This is a genomic window from Dinghuibacter sp., from assembly GCF_035492835.1.
Lineage (GTDB): Bacteria > Bacteroidota > Bacteroidia > Chitinophagales > Chitinophagaceae > Dinghuibacter.
The window spans coordinates 1-12793 of the sequence record NZ_DATJIY010000232.1 but is presented as its reverse complement, the minus strand read 5'-3'; the positions used below and the strand labels follow the sequence as shown (position 1 = coordinate 12793).

Sequence of the window (12793 nt, the reverse complement as noted above, 5' to 3'; positions counted from 1 at the left end):
CCGGCCGAATATTTTGAACTTGAATTGACCCATAAAAATCAATTGAAAACTCCAATTACGAACTAGCGGCTTTTAGGGGAAGCCGACACAATTATTCAGAAGAATCCAGCGGAGATTCAGTTTATCAGAACTTTTGTTGACAGTTTGGGGGTTTAAATAAATGTAACAAAATAGCACTCCCTATCGTGCCGCACACGAAATATGTGATGTATGCGGGTGGAAGGCTTTTCCGCTCGGACCCGGGAGGCTTCCCGGCAAAGGTGTATCCGTTGACGTTTACGACAGGGGATTAGATCATTTCCTTCAGCTTCGCCACAACCGTATCGACCTCCTCGCGGGTATTCGACTTGGCAAACGAAAACCGTACGGTAACCTGGTTTGGGTTGTTGTTGATCGCCCGGATCACGTGCGACCCCTGGTCCGCCCCGGACGTACAGGCGCTCCCGCCGGAGACGCAGACGCCGGCGATGTCGAGGTTGAACAGGATCATCTCGGACTTCTCGGTCTTGGGGAAGGAAACGGAAAGCACGGTGTAAAGGCTGTTGCCGACGGGATCACCGTTGAAGGATACGCCACGGACGTGTTTTTTGAGCTGCTCCATCATATACAGCTTGACGCCCTTTATGGCGGCGCTGTCGGCCTCGAAACCCGCCGTCGCCAGCTCGAGGGCGCGCGCAAAACCGACGATCCCATACAGGTTCTCCGTCCCCGCGCGCATGTTGCGCTCCTGGGAACCCCCGTTGATAAAGGGTTTGATCTTGACGTTCTCGTTGATATAGAGCATTCCCACCCCTTTGGGGCCGTGGAATTTGTGGGCCGCGGCGCTGATGAAGTGGACGGGCGTGTTCCGCAGGTCGAAGGGGTAGTGGCCGACGGTCTGCACGGTGTCGGAATGGAAGATCGCGCCGTACATCTTGCAGAGGTTGCCGACGGCGTGGATGTCCAGCAGGTTGCCGATCTCGTTGTTGGCGTGCATCAGCGTCACCAGGCTTTTGCCTTCGGTGCCGGAGAGCAGCTGCTCGAGGTGGTCCAGGTCGACGTGGCCGTTGGGCAGGAGCTCTACATAGCTGAGCGCGGCCTCCCCATTATGGTGGAGGTACTCGATGGTATGGAGGGTGGCGTGGTGCTCGATCGGGGAGCTGATGATGTGGGTGCATCCGAGGTCGCGGACGCTGGCGGTGATCGCCGTATTGCTGGCTTCCGTGCCGCCGCTGGTAAAGAAGATTTCGGCGGGGTGCGCGTTGAGGATCCTGGCGACCGATTTGCGGGCGTTTTCGATGGCCAGCCGGGATTCCCGGCCGTAGGAGTAGATCGAGGAAGGGTTGCCGAACTTCTCGGTGAGGTACGGCATCATGGCGTCAAGTACTTCCTGGTCCAGAGGGGTGGTAGCTGCGTTGTCGAAATAGATTCTCTGCTGCATGGTATTATTCGTTCATGACTTCCCGTATGTCCTGCATCAGGCGCTGCGCGATGTTGTTGGCCTTTGTCTCGAAGTCGCTTTCGGCGTATATACGGATGATGGGTTCGGTGTTGGAGGGACGGAGATGGACCCAGTCGTTTTCAAATTCGATCTTCAGCCCGTCCTCGGTATTCACCGGGTTGTTCTTGTACTTGTTCCCGATCTTGGAGAACAGGGCGTTGGTATCGACGTTGGGTTCCAGCTCGATCTTGTTCTTGGAGATAAAGTAGTCGGGATATTGCGAACGCAGGTTCTTGATGCTTTTTTTATGGTGGGCCAGGTGGCTTAGGAAAAGCCCGATGCCGATCAGCGCGTCACGACCATAGTGAAGGTCGGGTACGATGATGCCCCCGTTACCTTCGCCCCCGATCACGGCGTTCACGTCTTTCATCTTTTTGACCACGTTTACTTCGCCCACGGCGCTGGGGAAGTACTGGCCGCCGTGTTTTTGGGTGATTTCCTTCAGGGCCTTGGTCGAGGACATATTGGAAACCGTATTGCCGGGCCGCTTGCTCAAGATGTAGTCCGCTACGGCCACGAGCGTATATTCCTCCCCAAACATGCTCCCGTCTTCGGACACGAAACAAAGCCGGTCCACGTCCGGGTCGACGGCGATGCCGAGGTCCGCCTGGTGCTTGTTGACTTCCCGGGAAAGCTCGGAAAGATTCTCGGGCAGGGGTTCGGGGTTGTGCGCGAAACGGCCGTTGACCTCTCCGTTCAACACGATCACTTCCTCTACCCCCAGCGCCTTCAGCAGGGCCGGTACGAACACCGCGCCGGTGCTGTTCACCGCGTCCACGACGACCTTGAATTTCCGTTTGGCGATCGCCTTGGCATCGACCAGGGCGTAGTTGACCACCGCGTCCACGTGCTTTTGCAGGTAGGAGTCGTCTTTACGGTAGCTACCCAGCTTGTCGACGCCCACAAAAGTGAACGCCTCCCTGTCTGCGAGCTCCAGGATGTGCGCCCCGGCGGCGGCGCTGATGAACTCGCCTTCGTGGTTGAGGAGTTTCAGGGCGTTCCAGTCCTTGGGGTTATGGCTGGCCGTTAGGATGATGCCCCCGGCCGCTTTTTCCCAGACCACCGCCAGCTCCACGGTGGGCGTCGTGCTCAGCCCCAGGTCGACCACGTCGAGCCCGAGCGCGTTCAGGGTGGAAACGACCAGCGAGCGGACCAGCTCACCGCTGATGCGCCCGTCGCGTCCGATGACCACCTTCTTATTTGCAGGGTATTGCTCTATGAGCCAGGTACCGAATGCCGCGGTAAACTTGACCACGTCCAGCGGGGAAAGTGTTTCTCCAGGTTTTCCTCCAATAGTGCCCCTGATTCCAGAGATCGATTTGATCAACGCCATGCAATACTATTGTTTTGGGAGGGCAAATATAGCGCTTTCCGGGTGAAGTTCCTCGCGGCGCGCGGGCGCTACGCGATCATCCTAAAGACCATCTCCTTCATCAGCGACCCATCCGACACGCCCACGGCGCCCACCCCCAGACTCTTCAGGTTATACTGGTGCAGCAGCAACAGCACCCGCTCCACCCCCTCGTACCCGTAGGCCCGGGCGGCGCCCCGGTAATCCTTGAGGAAGAAGGGGTTTACCCCCAGCGCGGCGGCGACTTCCTTGTCCGCGGCCCCGGAGAGCCCGAACATCTGGTAGACCTTGCTAAAGAAGTTATACAGCGCCGGGAGCACCATCTGGATGGGGCCCGCCTTGGGATTGGCGTCAAAGTACTGGATGATCCGGATACAGCCCGCCAGGTCTTTCCGGGCGAGGGCATTCTGCAGCTCGAAGACGTTGTACTCCTTGGAAATCCCGACGTAGTTCTCTATGTCCTCTTCGGTGATTTCCTTGCCCTTCCCGATGTTGACCGAAAGCTTGTCGATCTCGCTGGCGATCCGGGAGAGGTCGTTCCCGATGTGCTCGACCAGGAGGTTGAGCCCCTTTGGCGTTATCGTAAAACCCTTCCGCCGGATCACCTCCATCGCCCATTCCGGGAGCTGGTTGTCGTAGAGTTTTTTGGTGGTCAGCAGCTCCCCTTTTTCCTTGAGGACCTTGGCCAGGCGGCTGCGCCCATCCACCTTTTTTTCCTTGTACGAAACCACGAATACGGTGGAAGGCTGCGGGTGCTCGATATAGCCCTCCAGCTTGTCGATGTCGCGCATCTGCTGGGCCTCCTTGAGCAGCACCACCTGGCGCTCCGCGAACATGGGATAGCGCCGGCAGGCGTTGATGACCGCCGTCCAGTCCGCGTCTTTGCCATAAAAGACCGTCAGGTTGAAGCCCGCTTCGGCTTCTGACAGGATGTGGTTTTCCGCGTAGGATACGACCTCGTCGATAAAATAGTCCTCTTCCCCTTCCAGCCAGTACACCGGTTTGAAGAGTTTCTTTTGCCAGTCGCCTATGATCTTCGATGTACTCATACGATCACAATGTCTTCGTCCCTGATGGGTTCCTGTCCCCGGAAGCGTTGCATGATCCGGGCCGTCGTCACCACGTCTTTGGCGCAGTAGGTCTTGATCCGCTCCAGGTCGCCGTCCTCGTAGAACACGCGCTGGACTTGACTTCCATCCATGTCGTCCTTTGGCGTCGGTATGCCCAGCACGTGCGCCAGCAGGTTCAGTGATACGTAGTGCCGGGTATCCCCGAAGCGCCATTGGTGCATTGTGTCGACCAGGTTGGTCTCCCACGGCTTCATACCGCTGATCTGGAGGTATTTTGGCAGGGGTAACCCCAGGGCCATCAGGCGGCGGCAAAGATAGGGTATATCGAATTCTTTTATGTTGTGCCCGACAAAACGGAAGGCAGGAAAAGCGGCGTAGAACTTATCCGTCAGCAGGAGCCACTCCGCGAGCAGCGCCTTTTCGTCAAAACCCGCAATGGACCTGACCCGGAAGAGGGTCCGGCGCGTCGTTTTGTCCTCCGAAAAATAGCCGCTGGAGATACACACGATCCTGCCAAACTCCGCCATGATCCCGGCCCGTTCCTGGTAGCTTTCAGCCGGGTCGAAATTTTCTGGCATGGTTTTGGAAAGTTTGGCATTCCAGAGCGATTGCCATTCCGGGGGAAGGAGCTCGAACCCTGGTTGTGCTGGAACCGTCTCAATGTCAATGAAAAAGGCGTCGTTCATTATTCACTTCTTGTGGGTAAATTCTGTTGTAATTCTTTTCCAATAATAAATACTTTAAAGCAACTTTTGTTTAATTAAAAACTTCGGTTATGACGTATTCAAATGCCCCCTCTGCCTCTCCTACGCCCCAGTCGCCTAAAAATAGGAAGGACAACCGCGCTATCATCTATGGCGCCCTGATCATCGCCCTGCTGGGAACCTGGGGATACATCATCTATGATAAATCCAAGACCGGCGAGCAGATCGCGTCTACCAATGCACAGCTCGTACAGGCCGATTCTTCCAAGAGCGCCCTACAGGAACAGTTCAACGAGGCCAACGCCCGTTTGGACGAAATGACCGGTAAGAACGCAAAGCTGGATAGCCTCCTCAAACGCGACGACGCCGACATCGCGTCCATGAAGAACCGCGTCAAGTCTATCCTGTCCAAACAACACGCCACCGCGGCCGAGCTCGCGGAAGCCCACAACCTGATCGCCAAATTGAATGGCCAGATCGACGGGTACATCGCCGAGATCGAAAAGCTGAAGGGTGAAAACCTCCAGCTGACCCAGGACAAGGCCACCGTCACCGCCCAGCGCGACCAGGTGCAGCACAGCTATGACTCCGTAAATGTGGTCTCGAACAACCTGAAAGACGTAGGTTCGACGCTCCACGCCAGCAACATCGCGATCATGGCCGTAGACGAGAAATCCAACGGCAAGGAAAAGGAAACGACGTCCGCCAAGCGTGCCAACGCCCTGAAGGTTTCCTTCCAGCTGGATGAAAACCGGATCGCCGAAACTGGCTCCAAGGACCTCTATATCTGCATCACCGACCCCGCCGGTCAACCGGTATCGGTACAGGCTCTGGGTTCCGGGACCTTCACTACCCGCGACACCGGTGACAAGGTTTTCACCGTAAAGAAATCGGTCGACTACGTACAAGGTCAGGTCCTTCCCGTAGAAGTGACCTGGAAGCAGAACGGCAAGTTTACGAAGGGCCAGTATAAGATCGAAATCTACAACAACGGATTTAAGATCGGGTCCGGCAACGTATCCCTCCGCAAAGGCGGAATCTTCGGATAGGCGGCCCGGATATTCCATATCCTATACTCAAGTTAGTCTCTAGCCAACCTATCATCAATACCTGTACGGAGCCCCGGGCGAGTTTGCCGGGGCTCTTTTTTTGGGGAGCCCGGCGGGGGTGCTAGGTATTAAAACTGAGGTGCCGGATGAGCTCGAGCGGCAGGCGGGGGAGCTTTCGGCGCTCGATCAGGAACGTGGACAGCGCGGCGAGGTCGCGGTAGATGTAGTGACGGGCGAGCGCGCCTTCGAGATAACCGGCGCCGGAAGTGTTGCCGGTGCCCACGCGCATGCCGATCATGCGGCGCACCATGGTGAGGTGCTTGTGGCGCCAGCCGGCCATCCAGTGGTCGATTTCGATGAGGGCGTCGAGGATCTGGTAAGACGTCTGGAAGACCGGGAAGTCGCGGTACAGCATGATGAACAGTGCGGAGCGGAGGGCTTCGGGAGACATCAGCGTGGACGGCGCGCCATCGGGGAAGAAGAACGACCGGAAGTCGTCGATCTTGCCGGCTTCGCGTTCGGTCAGGCTTTCCCGGTAGAGGACGGTGTAGTCGTCCCAGAAGCCGTTCCTGGGGTACGACGCCCAGTATTCCCGCCGGAAAAACGGCATCCTTTCCAGCCAGCGGTTCACCTGGTCGAGCAGGTTTTCGCCGGCCTCGACGCGCGTGAGCAGGTCATAATGCGCCGTGGTAAAACCACCCTCGTTGGTGCGCTTATAGTATTCGCGGTGGTGGCGTTCCTCCATGCGGAGCCCCAGCCGGGCTTCGACGAGCCGGTATTGGAGGCTTTGAAAACCGGAAGAGGGCGTGAGCAGGTTCCGGAACTCCAGGAAGTCCAAAGGTGTCATTGTATCCAGTAGTGTGATCTGCTGATTAAGGAGCTCCAGGATTCGAATGATGCGATGGAGGCGGTGACGGACGAGGTTGAGGTCCTCGGCGTTGTCGTTGATATGGTCCTGTCCGAAAATGCCTTGTATATAGTCCAGCTCGAACTGGATTTGCTTGAACCAAAGCTCGTACGCCTGGTGGACGATGATGAACAACATTTCGTCGTGGGCCGGTTGCTGGCCGGGCGCAAAGCTCTTCGGGTGTTGCGCGTCCAGGACTTTGTCGAGCTCGAGGTATTCGTGGTAGTACATCATGTTATAGCTGGTGAAAGACCTCGCCCAGGGCGGGGTATAGTTTTGCGTATAGCCCGTACGACCGCTGGTAGGCGGCGTATTTGTCCGGGCGGGGTGTAAAGGTGGCGCCGGCGCGTATGTACCGGCGGGCGTCGGAAAGGTTTCCCAGCGCGCCTTGCGTAAGAAAGCCGATCAGCGCCGCCCCGGTTGCGGAGGCGTCGCCGTCATCGGTGAGGCGAACCGTTTTACCAAAGGTATCGGCCAGCTGTTGTACCCACTCGGGGTTCTGCGTAAAGCCGCCGCTGGCGTAAACCGTGTCGATGGGCGCTTCGGTGTCGAGTATGCGGAAGCTGTCGTAGAGAGCCAGCCCGATGCCCTCGGTGATCGCGCGGAGCAGGTGCGGCTTCCCATGGTAGGACCTCAGACCGACAAAGGCGCCCCGCGCGTCGGCGTCCCATATGGGGGCGCGTTCGCCATAGAGATAGGGCAGAAAAAGCAAACCCTCGCTGCCCGGTAGGGCAAACGCCGCCTGGAGTGCCGCGTGCTTGGCGGCGGCACCGGTGGTACCGGCCGCGGCCGTGCCGGAGGGCACGTCGCCCCCGATCTGCATGAACCAGTCGAGCAAATTCCCCCCGTTATTGGTGGCGCCCCCGCGCACGTAGGCGCCTTCGTACAAGTAATATTGGAACAATCGCTCTTCCGGGTCGGGCCGCCAGTCGGGTGTGACGACCCGGACCGCCCCGCTGGTGCCGATGGTGACGGCGGCCTCGCCGGGGGATACGACGCCCGAGCCCAGGTTGGCCAGACAGCCATCGCCCGCGCCGATGACAAACGGGAGATCCGGCGGGAACCCCGCCGCGCCCTTGCGGCTATGCGTGACCGGTACCGGCGCCGACAGCTGGTATTCGTTGATGCCGGCGGCGTAACCCGCGTCGGCGGACCAGCGGCGGTTTTGGGTGTCGAAGAGCCCTGTGGCGGAGGCGATCGAATAGTCGACTTCATACCGCCCGAAAAGCTTGAACCAGACGTACTCCTTGATCGAAACGAACTGGGATGCCCGGTCGAACAGCGCCGGTTCAGTCTTTTGCAGCCACAAAAGCTTGCAAAAGGGCGACATCGGGTGGATAGGCGTGCCCGTTATCTGGTATAACCTGCGCGCCTCAGGTGTGGCTTTGAAGGCCGAAGCCTCGGCCGCGGCGCGGGTATCGGCCCAGGTGATGTGGGGTGTGAGCGGACGGTGGTCGCGATCGACCGCTATTAACCCATGCATGGCGGCGCTAAAGGTCACAGCGACCGGTCGATGCTCCGGTAAACCGTCCAGGAGCGCCCGAAGGACCGTCAAAGTCGCGCCGGAGATAAGCTCGGGATCTTGCTCATGACGGCCCGAGGCGTCGGTTTGGGAAGGATAGGCCTGCTGGCGGACGCCCAGGAGCTCGCCCCCTGTGCCCAGAGCCAGGGCCTTGACGGAAGAAGTGCCGATATCCAAGCCTGCGCAATAGTCCATCCGAGACATTAAGTGGTTGCAAAGTAGGCATTTGAAGGCATGTTAACAATTGGCAAAATCATATTGATTTTTAATCTATGTGTATTGATACAGCGTATATTTGTGGCGCTTACTTCTGCACCAACAATCTTACCCATGAAACCAGGCCCCAGGCTAATTTTACTGCTGTCGTGTCTAGCCATGTCGTTCTCCCTCCGAGTCGGTGCGCAATGCTCCGTACCGACACCCCCTTCAACACCCGCTTGCGGGGGCACGGGTCAAACCAAACTGACCAACCTGACCACGATGAACAGTGGCACTTATTACTATTCCGGTGGTCCGGTGACATTTTCAAACATCACCCAGAATGGCTCGGTCGTCTTCCTGCTGTGCGGTACGCTCACGGTCAATAAATATACAATGAACGGCTCGGTGATCGTGGTGGAGCCCGGCGCCTCGCTGACCATCAACAACACCGGCGGCGCCAGTATCAACGTGCCCATCGTGAACTACGGGACGCTGACGATCTCCGGGGGATCCACCTACGCCAACGTGCAGGACAACCAGCCCATCTGGAACTATGGCACCCTGAACGTAAATTCAGACCTTACCATCAATAGCAACGGCGCCGTGTACAACGCCTACACGACCTCCGTCGTCAAAGTGGCGGGCGATATGACGGGCAACGGCCCGGTCGTCAACAACGGGCAGATGACCGTGAACGGCAACTACCTGATCAACTCCAATGGCACCGTCTGTATGGGCGGCGGATCGAACATTACCGTCGACAGCTTGTTCGTCAATCCCGGCAATGACTTTACCATCACCCCGAACGGGTCGAACACGACCGCCGGTTTCACCATCAAGAAAAAACTCTCCGCCAACAATACCATCAGCACTACCAGCAAGCTGGTTCTGTGCGAAGCGCCCGGCATCGACACCAGCGCGGCGCACAACCGCACCGGCAGCGCCACCGTCGAACCCAACTGCAACGCCATCGTGCTTCCCGTTACGCTGGTCAGCTTCTCGGCCCAGACCGGGCTTGGGAATGCCTGTATGCTGACCTGGGTAACCAGTATGGAAAGGGACGTCACCGATTTCGACCTGGAGTACAGTATGGATGGAAAGGACTTTATGGCTTTGGCGGTCATCGACGCCCATCAGCAGCCATCCACCTACACGTACCCGACCACGCTGGTGGGCCGGACCTGGTTCCGGCTGCGCATCGACAACAAGGATGGTTCGTCGAGCTACTCGCAGGTCGTCGAAGCCGACTACCTGGGCGACAAAGCCGCCCCCGCCAATACCGTCCTGGTCCAGCCGAACCTGGTCACCGGCAGTACGTTGAATGTATGGAGCTCGATGCAAACGGCGCAGTCCGGGGAATGGGTGGTGGTGGACATGGCCGGCCGGGTCGTCCTCCACGAGCAGGCCCAGCTGGCCGAGGGGTCGGCTAATACCGCGATCCTGCTGCCTAACCTGGCGCGCGGAATGTACTACCTGCTTTTCCAGGGGAGCCAGGTGAAGCTGAAACCGGTGCCGTTTAGCGTGATCCACTAGGGCGCGCAATTGCCCCCTTCTGCTAGCGTCGCTAACAATCCTCCGTCTCGCAATTCTTCGCCTCCGTCTCCAGCGTCACGTGCTGGATGTTAAGGTGCCCGAGGTCGTGCCGCAGCGTATTCTTTGCCTTGACCAGCCCCTGTTCGCCCAGCGTCGAATCCACGACCAGGTGGGCGGTGAGGGCGTTGGTGGTCGTGTCCATGGCCCAGATGTGGATGTGGTGGATGTCTTTGATGCCGGGTATGCGGAGCGCCGTGGTGCGGACCTTGTCCAGGTCGATCCCGGAAGGCACGCCGTCCAATGACAGACGAAGGCTGTCCCTCATCAGGCTCCAGGTGCCCAGGACGATGATGGTCATGATACCGAGGCTGATCACCGGGTCGAGCCAGTACCAGTGGGTAAAGCTGATGACGATACCGGCTATCACGACGCCGACGGACACCAGCGCGTCCGAGGCCATGTGCAGGTAAGCGCCCCTCATGTTGAGCTCCTTGTCTTTGCCCTTCATAAAAAGCCATGCGGTAAAACCGTTGACGAGTATCCCCGCGGCGGCGACCCACGCCATCGCCTCGCCCTCCGTCGGTTTGGGATACATCAGGCGATCCACCGCCTCATAGCCGATCACGCCCACCGCGATCAGCAGGAGGATCGCGTTGGCGAGCGACGCCAGGATCGTGCTCTTGCGGTACCCATAAGTGAAGTGCTGGTTGGACTTGATGCGCGACACCTTAAACGCGAGCAGCGACAAGGCCAGGCCGGCGACGTCGCCGAGGTTGTGCCAGGCGTCGGCCTGGAGCGACAGGGCATGCTTCCAGATGCCCACCGCGCCTTCCACGAGCACGAAGGAAATATTGAGCACGATCCCCGCGACAAAGGCGCCCGTAACCTTGGACAGGTCGACCTCGTGATGATGGTGGTGGCCGAGGCTGAAGCCGTGGTCGTGGCCGTGCGCGTGGTCGTGACCGTGGCTGTGCGCGTGACCGTGGTCGTGGGCGTGATCGTCGGAATGATGCTCGTGCATACGTTTATTTGGCGATGGCCCCCTCGACCGGTACGGCGGCGCCTTCTTCCTCCTCGTTCTGGATGGGGTAGGGCGGTCGGGTGTAGATCAGCCTCAGGGAATTGTCAAAGGTAATATACTTATAGCCCCAATTGACAAAGACCAGGAGGCGATTTTTAAAACCCATGAGCAGGAACAAGTGCACCGACATCCAGACGAACCAGGCAAAGAGGCCCTGGAAGCTGATCCTGGGGGACTCCAGGTCGACGACGGCCTTGTTCCGGCCGACGGTAGCCATCGAGCCCTGGAAGTGGAAATGGAAGGGCTCGAACGCTTTGCCGTGTGAGAGCCGTTTGAAGTTGTCCGCCATGAATTTGGCCTGGGCCATGGCGACGTTGGCCAGCTGGGGCATGCCTTTGGGGAACTGGCCGGTCTCCTGGTAAGCCAGGTCGCCAAGGACATAGATGTTGTCGCTGTCCACCATGCGACCCTTGACGTCGACCCGGATGCGGTTCTGGGGCGTGACCGCGATGGAGGGCAGACCGGCCGGGACGTTCCCCCGGACGCCCGCCGCCCAGATGACCAGGGCGGTCGGTATGGTGGTGCCGTCCCGGAGGATGGCGTTTTTGCCGTCGTAGTCTTTCACCGCCATCCCGGTGGTGACCTCCACACCCATTTTCACCAGATAGGCGCGCGCTTTTTCATGCGCCGCGTCGCTCATCGCGTTAAGGACGTTGGGTGAGTTCTCCACCAGGTAGATGTGCATCTTGCTCAGGTCGAGCTCCGGGTAGTCCTTGGGCAGGATAAAGCGTTTCATTTCGGCCAGCGCGCCGCTCAATTCCACGCCGGTAGGTCCGCCGCCCACCACGACCACGTTCAGGTGGCGCTGGCGGGTGGCTTCGTCCGGGGCGCTGGCCGCGGCTTCGAGGTTTTCGACGATCCGGTTCCGCAGGGCCATCGCCTCCACGGTGGACTTCATCGGGAATGCATATTGCTGGATATCACGGTTGCCGAAATAGTTGGTATCGGCTCCCATCGCCAGTACCAGGTAGTCGTAGCGGATAGGGCCGGAAGTCGTTTGGATGGTATTGTCACCGGGTTCCACCGTCAGGAGCTCGGCTATCCGGATGCGTACGTTCCTGCTTTTCTGGAAGATCTTTCTGAGCGGAAAAGAAATGCTGCTGGCTTCCAGACTGGCGGTGGCGACCTGATAAAACAAGGGTTGGAACTGGTGGTAGTTGTGCCGGTCGATCAGGGTGATCCTATAAGCGGGGTGGTTGTTCAGCGAGCGGGCCAGCTTCAGCCCGGCGAAACCACCGCCGACGATCACGAGGTGTTTGGGTTCGTCCATGGTAACTTCGTTTGATCGACCGCAAAGATACGACTAAACCGGGACCCAGACCGAAACCGAGCCCGCGTTGCACAGGAACTGCGCCCAGCCGTGCTCGTCGGTAGTGATGACTTCACGGCGGTGGCCCAGGGCGTCCTTGAAACGCCGGCGGGCATGCCTGGGGCCCATTTCCATCTTTTTGAACCCCTCGGTGCCGTTGCTCATCAGCACGGCGAGTCCCGAACCCGGGTGCTCGTCGTCGCCCTCACGCGTCCAACCGATGGTGTTGCCATGGTCCAGGTAGTCCCGCTGGAGGCCATAGGCCTTGTGCCGCCGCAAAGGCAATAATATCTTGAGCTCGTCGACGGGCGGAAGCGTGACCTCGTGGTCCTGGCCGTCGCCGCCTTTGTCGGTGTATTTGGCGCCGTAGTAAGCCGGGTAGAAGATGCACGGGATGCCCTGCTCCCGGAGCAGGATGAGCGCATAGGCGTGCGGTTTGAACCATTGGTCCACCGGGGACTCCAGCGACTGGAGGGGTTGGGTGTCGTGGTTATCCACCAGGGTGATGGCCATAAAGGGATCGGTCTGCACCAGGCTCCCCTCGAATATCTTGCTTAGATCGTAATCCTTACCTTGCCGGGCCGCG

The 12793-nt window shown here is 58.9% G+C and carries 11 protein-coding genes; 2 read left to right on the top strand and 9 right to left on the bottom strand.

The genetic code is table 11. The features are described 5' to 3' along the window. Nucleotides 1-289 precede the first annotated feature (289 nt). The 4 genes from VL547_RS21420 to VL547_RS21405 all read right to left on the bottom strand — a co-directional run bounded on the left by VL547_RS21420 (nt 290) and on the right by VL547_RS21405 (nt 4479). Nucleotides 290-1420 (bottom strand): cysteine desulfurase family protein, encoded by a 1131-nt coding sequence (locus tag VL547_RS21420; protein WP_325581821.1) that lies wholly within the window; start codon nt 1418-1420, stop codon nt 290-292. 4 nt (nt 1421-1424) lie between these two features. Continuing rightward, nucleotides 1425-2813, bottom strand: a complete 1389-nt coding sequence (gene glmM / locus VL547_RS21415) for a phosphoglucosamine mutase (protein ID WP_325581820.1) — start codon at nt 2811-2813, stop codon at nt 1425-1427. Nucleotides 2814-2881: 68 nt separating this feature from the next. Then, entirely contained in the window at nt 2882-3880 is a 999-nt protein-coding gene (gene holA / locus VL547_RS21410; RefSeq protein ID WP_325581817.1) for a DNA polymerase III subunit delta, read from the bottom strand. After that, nucleotides 3877-4479 (bottom strand): ribonuclease H-like domain-containing protein, encoded by a 603-nt coding sequence (locus tag VL547_RS21405; RefSeq protein WP_325581815.1) that lies wholly within the window; start codon nt 4477-4479, stop codon nt 3877-3879. Before VL547_RS21405 ends, holA begins: the two co-directional genes overlap by 4 nt. Before the next feature lie 197 nt (nt 4480-4676). Here VL547_RS21405 and VL547_RS21400 point away from each other — a divergent pair, with 197 nt between their 5' ends. Continuing rightward, nucleotides 4677-5654 (top strand): hypothetical protein, encoded by a 978-nt coding sequence (locus VL547_RS21400; protein ID WP_325581813.1) that lies wholly within the window; start codon nt 4677-4679, stop codon nt 5652-5654. A gap of 121 nt (nt 5655-5775) precedes the next feature. Here VL547_RS21400 and VL547_RS21395 read toward each other — a convergent pair whose 3' ends face one another. Together VL547_RS21395 and VL547_RS21390 are read right to left on the bottom strand one after the other, a co-directional pair. After that, entirely contained in the window at nt 5776-6795 is a 1020-nt protein-coding gene (locus VL547_RS21395) for a tryptophan 2,3-dioxygenase family protein (RefSeq protein WP_325581811.1), read from the bottom strand. 1 nt (nt 6796) lies between these two features. Next, the gene (locus VL547_RS21390; protein WP_325581809.1) at nt 6797-8278 is read right to left on the bottom strand and encodes a gluconokinase; all 1482 of its coding nucleotides are present in this window, start codon (nt 8276-8278) and stop codon (nt 6797-6799) included. Nucleotides 8279-8563: 285 nt separating this feature from the next. Here VL547_RS21390 and VL547_RS21385 point away from each other — a divergent pair, with 285 nt between their 5' ends. Further along, a complete protein-coding gene (locus tag VL547_RS21385; RefSeq protein ID WP_325581807.1) occupies nt 8564-9817 on the top strand; it encodes a hypothetical protein in 1254 nt (417 codons plus the stop codon). Between the two features lie 31 nt (nt 9818-9848). Here VL547_RS21385 and VL547_RS21380 read toward each other — a convergent pair whose 3' ends face one another. The 3 genes from VL547_RS21380 to VL547_RS21370 form a co-directional block, all read right to left on the bottom strand. Beyond that, complete coding sequence (locus VL547_RS21380) at nt 9849-10838, bottom strand: cation diffusion facilitator family transporter (protein ID WP_325581805.1); 990 nt, start codon at nt 10836-10838, stop codon at nt 9849-9851. 4 nt (nt 10839-10842) lie between these two features. Then, on the bottom strand, nt 10843-12168 hold the full coding sequence (locus VL547_RS21375; protein ID WP_325581803.1) for an NAD(P)/FAD-dependent oxidoreductase: 1326 nt from the start codon (nt 12166-12168) through the stop codon (nt 10843-10845). 33 nt (nt 12169-12201) lie between these two features. Beyond that, nucleotides 12202-12793 (bottom strand): alpha-amylase domain-containing protein (locus tag VL547_RS21370; RefSeq protein WP_325581801.1); only part of this gene is annotated, 592 nt, incomplete at its 5' end.